The sequence below is a fragment of the Actinomycetota bacterium genome, assembly GCA_035640355.1.
Lineage (GTDB): Bacteria > Actinomycetota > UBA4738 > UBA4738 > HRBIN12 > CALGFI01.
Map to the genome: position 1 here is coordinate 60,443 of DASQWI010000029.1, position 9,709 is coordinate 70,151.

The 9,709-nt window shown below is 67.7% G+C and carries 10 protein-coding genes; 6 read left to right on the forward strand and 4 right to left on the reverse strand.

Going from position 1 to position 9,709, the window contains the following annotated elements; all coding sequences use genetic code 11:
* Positions 1 to 320: 320 nt before the first annotated feature.
* Positions 321 to 1,643 carry an ammonium transporter gene (locus VFA08_14150; protein ID HYZ14730.1) on the forward strand — a complete coding sequence of 441 codons (1,323 nt, stop codon included), beginning with the start codon at positions 321 to 323 and terminating at the stop codon, positions 1,641 to 1,643.
* 24 nt (positions 1,644 to 1,667) lie between these two features.
* Here the strand turns inward: VFA08_14150 and VFA08_14155 are convergent, their stop codons facing one another.
* On the reverse strand, positions 1,668 to 3,401 hold the full coding sequence (locus VFA08_14155) for an AAA family ATPase (GenBank protein ID HYZ14731.1): 1,734 nt from the start codon (positions 3,399 to 3,401) through the stop codon (positions 1,668 to 1,670).
* Between the two features lie 296 nt (positions 3,402 to 3,697).
* On the opposite strand from VFA08_14155, the gene VFA08_14160 reads away from it, so the two are divergent.
* Both VFA08_14160 and mce read left to right on the forward strand, forming a co-directional pair.
* Positions 3,698 to 4,084 (forward strand): hypothetical protein, encoded by a 387-nt coding sequence (locus VFA08_14160; protein HYZ14732.1) that lies wholly within the window; start codon positions 3,698 to 3,700, stop codon positions 4,082 to 4,084.
* Positions 4,084 to 4,488: a methylmalonyl-CoA epimerase gene (gene mce / locus VFA08_14165; protein HYZ14733.1), complete on the forward strand. Its 405-nt coding sequence runs from the start codon at positions 4,084 to 4,086 to the stop codon at positions 4,486 to 4,488. Before VFA08_14160 ends, mce begins: the two co-directional genes overlap by 1 nt.
* On the opposite strand, the gene VFA08_14170 is transcribed toward mce, so the two are convergent.
* From VFA08_14170 to VFA08_14180, 3 genes are all read right to left on the reverse strand, one after another.
* A complete protein-coding gene (locus VFA08_14170; protein HYZ14734.1) occupies positions 4,485 to 4,922 on the reverse strand; it encodes a PH domain-containing protein in 438 nt (145 codons plus the stop codon). The genes mce and VFA08_14170 overlap by 4 nt on opposite strands.
* Positions 4,923 to 5,020: 98 nt before the next feature.
* Positions 5,021 to 6,262 (reverse strand): crotonyl-CoA carboxylase/reductase, encoded by a 1,242-nt coding sequence (gene ccrA / locus VFA08_14175; GenBank protein ID HYZ14735.1) that lies wholly within the window; start codon positions 6,260 to 6,262, stop codon positions 5,021 to 5,023.
* A 28-nt stretch (positions 6,263 to 6,290) separates the two neighbouring features.
* A complete protein-coding gene (locus tag VFA08_14180) occupies positions 6,291 to 7,250 on the reverse strand; it encodes a PD-(D/E)XK nuclease family protein (protein ID HYZ14736.1) in 960 nt (319 codons plus the stop codon).
* A gap of 27 nt (positions 7,251 to 7,277) precedes the next feature.
* Between VFA08_14180 and VFA08_14185 the strand changes: the two genes are divergently transcribed.
* The 3 genes from VFA08_14185 to VFA08_14195 all read left to right on the forward strand — a co-directional run.
* Positions 7,278 to 7,829: a DUF2087 domain-containing protein gene (locus VFA08_14185; GenBank protein ID HYZ14737.1), complete on the forward strand. Its 552-nt coding sequence runs from the start codon at positions 7,278 to 7,280 to the stop codon at positions 7,827 to 7,829.
* Between the two features lie 115 nt (positions 7,830 to 7,944).
* Entirely contained in the window at positions 7,945 to 9,489 is a 1,545-nt protein-coding gene (locus VFA08_14190; protein ID HYZ14738.1) for an acyl-CoA carboxylase subunit beta, read from the forward strand.
* On the forward strand, positions 9,486 to 9,709 hold a 224-nt coding region (locus VFA08_14195; GenBank protein HYZ14739.1), incomplete at its 3' end, for a hypothetical protein. The genes VFA08_14190 and VFA08_14195, both read left to right, overlap by 4 nt.

Here is a 9,709-nt window from a genome sequence, read left to right on the forward strand (position 1 = left end):
ATTGGCCGTCCCACACGACGTCGAAGACGCCGCGGAAACAATGTCCGTCGGGTCCGTCATACCGGAGGACGAAGCGCTAGGTAGGCCGGGCCGTGATACCGAGCTCTACACCTCGACGAGCTCGTCGGCGGGACGCACGCCGTCGAGTGTAGGTGGGTTCGGACGACCGAACTCAGGCCCTGCGCTCGATGGATGGGCATGCCCCGATTCTGCGGATTTACGCGATGGAAACGAAAGGGACATGGCGCCGCGACCGACGCCGGCTACAAAGTCCCCGTTCGGATTTCGTGACCTCGGGGAGGAGGCGGCCCATGCCGCAGATCGACACCGGCGACACCGCTTGGGTCCTCATGTGCGCGGCGTTGGTGATGTTCATGACGCCGGGCTTGGCGCTGTTCTACGGCGGCCTGGTGCGAACGAAGAACGTGCTGGGGACGATCATGCAGTCGTTCTTCGCCCTCGCGCTGGTCACCGTGCTGTGGACGCTGATCGGGTACACGCTGGCATTCGGGCGGGACGTCGGTGGCGTGATCGGCGGTCTGTCGTTCCTGGGCCTGAACGACGTCGGCCTCGAGCCGAGCGAGACGTACGGGACGACGGTCCCCCACCTTGCGTTCAGCACCTACCAGCTGATGTTCGCGATCATCACGCCAGCGCTCATCACTGGCGCCGTTGCCGAGCGCATGCGGTTCTCCGCGTACGCTCTATTCCTCGGCCTGTGGTCGATCCTCGTCTACGCGCCCGTCGCGCACTGGGTCTTCGCGGACGGGTGGTTGGGCCTCTCGGGCGTCGGCGCGCTCGACTTCGCCGGTGGAACCGTGGTGCACATCAACGCCGGCGCCGCCGCGCTCGCGGCGATCGTGTTCCTCGGCAAGCGACGCGGGTTCGGTCGGCAGGCGTTCATCCCCCACGACGTGCCGATGGTGATCCTCGGCGCCTCGATCCTGTGGTTCGGGTGGTTCGGGTTCAACGCAGGGTCGGCGCTCGGCGCCAACGGCCTGGCCGCGTCTGCCTTCACCGTTACCAACCTCGCCACCGCGGCAGCGGTCCTCGGTTGGCTCCTGTTCGAGCGGGTCAAGCACGGGCGGGCCACGACGATCGGCGCCGCCACGGGCGCCGTGGCAGGGCTCGTCGCGATCACGCCGGCGGCCGGCTTCGTCGAACCCTGGGCGGCTATCGTCATCGGCTTCGCGGCGGGCGCCGTCTGCTTCTTCGTCGTGAACCTGAAAGCGCGGATCGGCTACGACGACTCGCTCGACGTCGTTGGAGTGCACCTGGTCGGCGGCATCGTCGGCGCGCTGTTCACGGGCGTGTTCGCCAGCGCCGCGGTGAACGGCTTCTCCGGCGGGCTCGTTCAGCTGGGCCGGCAGGCGCTCGCCGTCGGGGCGACGATGGCCTTCTCGTTCGCGATGACGCTCGGGATCCTGAAGGTCGTCGACATGCTCGTCGGCGTGCGAGTCAGCGAGGAAGAGGAGCTGACGGGGCTCGACCTGTCGCAGCATTCGGAGGTCGCCTACACGTCGAGCGAGGGATCCGGTGCGCTCGCGGGGCAGCAGGATACGGTGATCGCCGTCCCTGAAACGCCCACGCCCGCCGTTCCGGCGTACCGCGAGACCCGGATCGGGGCCTCCACGAAGCCGTAGGGGTCGACCGCCTCTCGGCGCGACTCAGTTGCGCGCCGAGAGCGCGATCTCGATCTCCCGCAAGATCTCGTCGCCGACGAGCTCGTCCCGGGCGATCAGCGCATCGCGGAGGGCCACGACGACGTCGCGGTTCTCCTTGAGCACCGTCTCGACGCGCTGGCGGCCCGCGGTCAGGATCTCCTCCACCCGCGTGCGTCCCTGCTCGTCCCCGAGCACCCTGCCGACAAGGTTCTTCGATCCGACCGGCCCCTCGGCGATCGCGTCGTAGCTCACGAGGGAGCCGGCCATCCCGAACGAACCGACCATCTGGGCGGCCAGCGTCGTCGCGTGCTGGAGGTCCGCTGCCGGTCCGGTGCCGCTCTCGCCGAAGAACGCCTCTTCCGCGGCGAGCCCTCCGAGGGCGATGGCGATGCCCGCCTCGAGCTCCGTTCGCGTGCGAGTGAACCGTTCCTCCTCGTCGCCGTGCGCGAGGAGGCCCAGCGCCTGACGGCGCTTGATGATGGAGAGCACCTCGAGACGTCGGCCCTTCCCCAAGAAGTACGCCACCGTCGCATGACCGGCTTCGTGCGTCGCGACGGACACGCGATCGGACTCCGTATAGACGACCGGCTGCTTGAAGCCGAGCTCCTCGGTCAACTTGGCCTCGTGGATGTCCTGGAGGCTCATCGCCTTGCGCCCGTTTCGAAGGGCCACGAGCAACGCTTCGTCGAACAGATGCTCGATCATGACCGGCGTGTAACCGAACGTGTCGTGCGCGAGGCGCTCACGAATCTCGTCCTCGTCGAGCTGCTCGTGGTGTGTCTTGCGTTCGAGGAAGAAGTCGACGAGCTCGCGACGTCCGTTCTTCGTAGGAACGTCGAAGTACAGGCGTTGGTCGAACCGGCCCGGCCGCACCAACGCTGGGTCGAGCTGATCCGCGCGGTTGGTCGCGGCGATCAGGAGGATGTTGTTGTAGCTCGGCTTCCCAGCGGCGAGGCGCCGGTCCGGCGGAAGGTAGTTGTTGATCATCTCGATGAAGCCGGCCCTGATGCGGTCACGAAATGGCGGCTGATCGAACGACTGCATCTGGATCAGGAGCTCGTTCACCATGCCGGAGCCGCCGGCGCCGACGACGCTCGACGCAACTCGTCCAAGACCTGTCGGGTCGGGGCTCGCGTTCAGGCCGCCTCGATCGGAACCGACCGCATCGATCTCCTCGATGAATCCGATCGCCCCGCCCTCCTTACGCGCGAGCTTTCGAAGCCTGCGGAAGAACGCGCGGATCCGGGCGGCCGTCATCCCGAACCACATCGATTGGAACGCCGGACCGGAGATGAACAGGAACGGCACGCCCGCCTGCTTGGCCATCGCCTTGGCCAGATACGTCTTGCCGGTTCCCGGAGGACCCTCGAACAGGATCCCTCGACGGGGGTTCCCGCCGAGCTCGTTTCGGAATGTGGCGTACCCGAGGAACACATCGAGAGTCCGGCCCACCTCGTCGACCTGGTTGTCGAGTCCGCGAACCTCGTCCAGCCCGACCTCGATCTCTTCAGGTCGAACGATCGCGTGGGGGGAGCGGCCGCTGAACATCGGCATCAGCGTGAAGATGCCGATGGCCAGGACGAGCACGAGGATGGGTGCCCAGATCACCGCCTCGGGGCCGACGGTCGGAAGGCGCAACGGGTTGTCGGTGAGGTAGCGGTACCAGAGATATCCGTCGAGCAGGCCGAGGAACAGGAGGAGACGGCGGAGACGGCGCTTGCGCGTTCGCTCGCGCACCCGGAAGACGTCGGCTCGTCCCTTCGACTGTAGATCTAAGCCGTGGAGAACCGCTGCGGTGGAACGATTTGCCTGCCTCACGGATCGCTCTCCCCTCGCATCGGTCGGGTCGAGCAACTGTACGGCAACTGGGCGATGGACACATCGGGCCTTCGCCCTACGGCCGGCGCCGAGCACGTCGACGGGTGGAGGCCGAACGCCGGACATCTCCTTCGTGAGCGCGGCGTGGGAGCGACAAGCTATCGTCCCCCGCCGGAGGCTCGAACAGCAGCAACGCGTGCCTCCGAGGGGAGCGGATGGCGCGGAAGAAACTGCCTCCCGTTGCGCGCGAGGAAGCGCATACCGTGGGCGCGCTGTTGCGCGGCCTCCGCCGGGGGGCCGGCTATCGGGCTGTACGGGATGCCTCCTCGGCTGCCGGGTTCCCCGCGGCACGTCAGACCATCTACGCGTACGAGCGCGGCGGCCTCACGCCGTCGCTGCAACAGTTCCTCGAGCTGGTGGAGTTCTACGCGACGCGACCCGGCTCGGGCGACGGCGCGAAGAGCGAGGAGGATCTGCGCGCGCAAGCCGTCGCCGCCGTCACGAGGGCGCTGACACTGCGGGCGTACCACGTTCGGCAGGCGTACGACCTGATCGAACGTCTCCAGCCGTCGCTCGGCGAGCGGCGCCGCAGGTCGCGCTGATGCTCACGCGGATCGACCATGTCGGCATCGCCGTCGCCGACCTCGACACGTCACTCGAGCACTACCGACGAACGCTGGGCGTCGAACCCCTTCATCGCGAGAGGGTGGAGGCGCAGGGGGTCGAGGAGATCCTGCTCGACGTGGGCGGCTCGTACATCCAGCTCCTCGGGGCGCTCGGGCCGGACACCGCAGTGGGACGGTTCCTCCAGCGACGGGGACCCGGTGTCCACCATGTGGGCTTTCGCGTCGACGACGTCGCGCAGACGCTGGCGCATCTCAAGGCCGAGGGCGTCCGCCTGATCGACGACGCGCCGAGGCCCGGCTCGCGCGGAACGACGATCGCGTTCGTCCACCCGAGCGGGATGGGCGGAGTCCTCGTGGAGCTGGTCGAGGAGCGAAGTTAGGCGGTCGATGCGGCGAGCGCCGCGTTGAGGCGGTCGACGATCTCGTGTGCCTCGCGGTCCCCCGCGTTGAACGCCGACTCGATCGCTTGGATCCCGAACAGCGGGACCCGCGAGCCGTCGCGAAGGCGCGCGATTCCGAGGCGCGAGAGCACCGTGTATCGGCCGAGCGAGAACGCCTCGACCTCGTCCCAGGCGATGAAGCGATGTGCGAGCGGGTTCCGAACGAGAACGCCGGTCTCCTGAACCTGGACCCCGGCGAGTGCCACACGTCCGACGAGGAACCACCCGACCCCGACGCCGGCGCCGAAGAAGACGATGCGGCCGGGGAGGATCAGCTCGTCGGGCACGATCCCCAGGTTGAACACCATCAGCCCGATGCCGGCGCCCATCGACCCAAGGGCGAACGCCCACTGCCGGCACCGCAAGACCTTCACGCCGTCCTCTTCCCTTGTCTACTCCGCGATCGCATCTCCGCGTCATCGACCGAAGCGTCGCGCGACTGTAGCGAAGACCGGGGAAGAGCGTCGGGCCGCTACGGCAGGTCGGTCAAACCTCGAGCCGGCGCGTTGACGAGGACGGCGACATTGCCCTCCGGAAGCTCGCCGCTACCCATCATCTGATGCACCGCGCCGGTCTCGTCGTAGACGTACGTCGCGCTGAGCGTCGTCGACACCTTCCGGTCGCGCACCAGATCGTTGAACGCGGCTGCCTGCTCGTCGTTGAACAGGTGGGAGCCCTGGTAACGCTTTTGCAGGTACCACAGGTATCGAACGTCGATCATCGTGTCGTACCCGGTGGTTCCGGCGCAGATCACGACCATCCCACCCCGGTCGCAGACGAAGTTGGATGTCGGGATGGTGTCCTGGGCCGGGTGCTCGAACACGATCCGCGGGCTGGTTCGTTCACCGAGCGCCTCCCACACAGCCTTGCCGAACGCTTTCGCGCCCTCGAACCACTCCTTCCAGGCGGGATCGTTCCACGCGGGAGGGACACCCCAGTGATCGAACCTGGTCCGGTTGACGTAACCGACGGCGCCGAGGCCCATGCAGTACTCGCCCTTCTCGTCGCTCGAGACGACCGCGACCGGCCGGCCACCCGCGAGCGTCACCAGCTGGATGGCCATGGATCCGAGTCCACCGGAGCCGCCCCAGACCAGGACGACGTCGCCGTCTGACACCGTGTTCGGCGGCCAGCCATGCAGCATTCGGTAGGCCGTTCCACCGGTGAGCGTCGGCGCTGCGGCCTCCTCCCACGTGAGGTGGTCGGCTTTGGGCAGACACTGGTGCGCCTGCACCTTCGTGAATTGCGCGAACGAGCCCCAGCACGTGTCGTAGCCCCACACTCGAAAGCTCGCCGCGAGACCGGGATCCTTTCCGGCGACGACCCACGGATCGTCGATGTCCCACTGCCCGGCGTGTACGACGACGCGATCGCCCACGTTCACGTTCGTCACGTCCCGACCGACCGAATAAACGATGCCGGCCGCGTCCGAGCCAACGATGTGGAAGTCGGTCGGCTCGCCCCACCGGGCCTGCGTCTTGGTGACGTCGACGGGGACGCCACGCGCCGCCCACACGTTGTTGAAGTTCACGCCGGCGGCCATGACCATCACCAGCGCCTCGTTCGGCCCGATCTCCGGAACATCGATCACCTCGTCCTTGATCGAGTCCTGCGGTTCGCCGAAGCGCTCCGGGCGCACCAGCTGCGCGTGCATCCGCGCGGGAACGGTGCCGATCTCGGGGATCTCGCCGATGTCGAACAGATCGTTGGTCATCGAGGCTCCGTGGGAGGTGCGGAGACTATCAGCGACCATCGCGCCGCCGCCTGACTCGCGGGGCACGTCGAAGACCGGGGACAGTGCAGTACGGACCCGGCCGAAGCTCGAACGGCCGTCCGTCGTCGGACGCCGCCGCGGCCCGGACGGCGTCGATCACGCGGTCGGCGGCGCGATCCAGCACGCGCTCGTCGACGTCCTCAGACTGCCATTCGCCGGAGTCCAGATACAGCGTTGCCACGCGGTACGGGGGCACACCGAAGCGGAGCCCGAGGAGCAACGCGTAGAACCGCATGTCTTCGGCATGTTCCGGCCACGCGCGTCCCGTCTTGAGATCGATCGCCAGTCGCGACGGCGCGGCGAGATCGTCCGAGACACCCAGAACGAGGTCGAGCGTCCCCGACAGCACCAGCGCGCCGCCGAACAGCTCGACGCGAACGTGCCACTCCGACGACGGCGCAAGCGCGCGTCGCATCACGCGCAGCGGAGGGAACGTCGACCGGAACAGCTCGAGCGTCTTCGCGGCGTCCATCAACGATTCGTCGCGCCGTAGCGGGTCGAGCCCGTTCCAGTACGCCGCGAACGCGTCGTCCTCGACCAGCCGTACCGCCGCGGCCTCGACCAGGCCGTACGAGTCTCGTTCCTCCCGGCCCGCCACGTCGAGCTCCACGGCCTTGTGCGCCAGACGACCGGCGGCGAAACGTCCGGAGAAAGCGAACGGTCCTCGTTCGCCCGCGCGCACCGCGTCGAACAGGCCCGGACACCGCGCGAGATCGTTCAGGCCCGCCTTGCCGAGTCGCACCGCCGCACCCGCCGATCCCCGAACGGCATCGTGGAGTCGAGCGCGGACACGACCGATCGCACGTTCGTCCAGCGCAGCAGACCGTTGTGCGCGGATGAGCTCGTCGAACGTCCGGCGCTGCGACGGCGTCATGTCGATCGAACGTTCGATCGACGGTGTCGACATCGTCGTGCCGGTCACGGACATTGGGCGATGGTAGGAGTAGCCACCGACATGGCCGAGACGCCGAACGAGATCCTTCGCGCTCTCGCCGATCCAGAGCGCCTAGCGATCGCCGGATCGCTCGCGCGAGGCGAGGCGTCCGCATCCGCGCTGTCGGGTCAGCTCGGAATCCCCGTGACGAGGCTGCGGAAGCACCTGAACCGGCTCACGGCAACTGGTGTGGTTCGACTCGCCGACGATCGCGCGACGTACCGGCTCGACCCAACGACGCTCCGGTGGGCGGCCGAACAGGTCGGCCCGCCGCGGGAGAGTGGCCTGGCCCTGGGCGCGGCGAACGAGCAGGAAGAACTCGTCCTCCGAGCGTTCTTCCGCGACGGCCGACTGACCGAGATCCCGGCGAAGGAGTCGAAACGCAGGATCGTCCTCGAACGCATCGCGCTCGAGTTCGAACCGGGGATCCACTACGACGAGAGGACCGTGAACGTCATCGTCGGTCGCTTCTATAACGACCACGCGGCGCTTCGAAGGTATCTCGTCGACGAGGGCTTCCTCGCCCGAGATGGGGGCAAGTACTGGCGCACCGGCGGCCGCGTGGACGTCTAGAAGGCGGTCAGCCCGACGATCGCGGCGCGAACGGTCACGTTCGCACCGCCGGATAGACTCCATTCCCATGGCCACGACCGAGGAACGACCGCCGGCAGAACCATCGGTTCGAACGATCGAAGAGCGCATCGAGCAGCTCCGCAAGCGGAAGGCCGCCTTGCTCGACAACGCCCGGAAGGACGCGGTCCGCAAACAGCACGAGAAGGGCAAGCTGACCGCGCGGGAGCGGCTCGACCTGCTGCTCGACCCGGGCTCGTTCCAGGAGACCGACCCGTTCGCGGTCCATCGGAGCCACGACTTCGGCATGGACCGCAACCGTCCGCCAGGCGACGGCGTGGTAACCGGATTCGGAACGATCGACGCGCGTCGTGTGTGCGTCGCCAGCCAGGACTTCACGGTGTTCGGCGGCTCCGTCGGCGAGGTCAACGCCCAGAAGATCTGCAAGGTGCAAGACCTCGCGATGTCGACAGGCGCGCCGTTCATCCAGATCAACGACTCGGGCGGCGCGCGCATCCAGGAGGGCGCGGCGAGCCTCGCCGGGTACGGCTACATGTTCGAACGCAACGTGCGCTCGAGCGGCGTGATCCCGCAGATCAGTGTGATCATGGGCCCGTGCGCCGGAGGCGCCGTCTACTCGCCCGCCGTCACCGACTTCACGTTCATGGTGCGCGGCACCTCCCACATGTTCATCACCGGCCCCGACGTCATCAAGGCGGTGACCGGCGAGGAGGTCACGTTCGAGGAACTCGGCGGGGCGATGACGCACGCCAGCAAGTCGGGCGTCGCGTCCTTCGTCAGCCAGGATGAAGAGGAGTGTCTGGCCATGGTGCGACACCTGTTGTCGTACCTACCGTCGAACAACGTCGAGGACCCGCCGACGTACGCGCCGGTCGACGATCCCGACCGCCGCGACGACGGGCTCACGATGCTCGTTCCCGACTCCGCGAAGGTCCCCTACGACATGCACGAGGTGATCCGCCGGGTCGTCGACGACGGTGACTTCTTCGAGGTGTTCCCGTTCTGGGCGATGAACGTCGTGATCGGGTTCGCGCGTCTGGACGGTCACAGCATCGGCGTGGTCGCAAACCAGCCGAAGGTGAACGCCGGTACGCTCGACATCGACTCCAGCGAGAAGGCATCGCGGTTCGTCCGCTTCTGCGACGCGTTCAACATCCCACTGGTCACGTTCGTCGACGTGCCGGGTTTCCTACCGGGCACGCAGCAGGAGTTCCACGGCATCATCCGCCACGGCGCAAAGCTGCTCTACTCGTTCGCTGAGGCCACGGTCCCCCGGCTCACGGTCATCACCCGGAAGGCGTACGGCGGCGCGTACCTGGTGATGAACTCCAAGCACCTTCGCGCCGACGTGTCGTTCGCCTGGCCCACGGCGGAGATCGCCGTGATGGGTCCGGACGGCGCGGTGAACATCGTGTTCCGAAAGCAGATCGAGAAGGCCGACGACCCCGTGGCGACGCGTACGCAGCTCATCGACGAGTACCAGGAAAAGTTCGCCACGCCGTACATCGCGGCCGAGCGCGGGTTCATCGACGACGTGATCGAGCCGGCAGAGACGCGGCCGCGCCTGATCAAGGCGCTGCGGATGCTCGGGACGAAGCGGGAGACGATCCCCGCGCGCAAGCACGGGAACATCCCGCTATGAGCGACGACGAACGGGACCGAACCCCGAACGGCGACCCGCAGGGCCGACTCGACGGCGCGAGGCTCGCGCCGCGCCGGTTCGAGCTTGACGCCGATCTGACGCCTCACGAGGAGCGTGCCGTTATCCGCGCGCTCGAGCGCTACTTCGCGCAGGAGAGCCCGCACCCACATCCGTGGGTCCTGTCCGGCCGGATCGACGCGGCGGGCCTGGGCGCGCTCCA

What these genes read in the sequence shown, in the direction of transcription:
- VFA08_14180 (HYZ14736.1), bottom strand. Translation starts at nt 7,250, where the DNA reads ATGTCCGTGACCGGCACGACGATGTCGACACCGTCGATCGAACGTTCG.
- VFA08_14160 (HYZ14732.1), top strand. Translation starts at nt 3,698, where the DNA reads ATGGCGCGGAAGAAACTGCCTCCCGTTGCGCGCGAGGAAGCGCATACC.
- ccrA (HYZ14735.1), bottom strand. Translation starts at nt 6,262, where the DNA reads ATGACCAACGATCTGTTCGACATCGGCGAGATCCCCGAGATCGGCACC.
- VFA08_14185 (HYZ14737.1), top strand. Translation starts at nt 7,278, where the DNA reads ATGGCCGAGACGCCGAACGAGATCCTTCGCGCTCTCGCCGATCCAGAG.
- mce (HYZ14733.1), top strand. Translation starts at nt 4,084, where the DNA reads ATGCTCACGCGGATCGACCATGTCGGCATCGCCGTCGCCGACCTCGAC.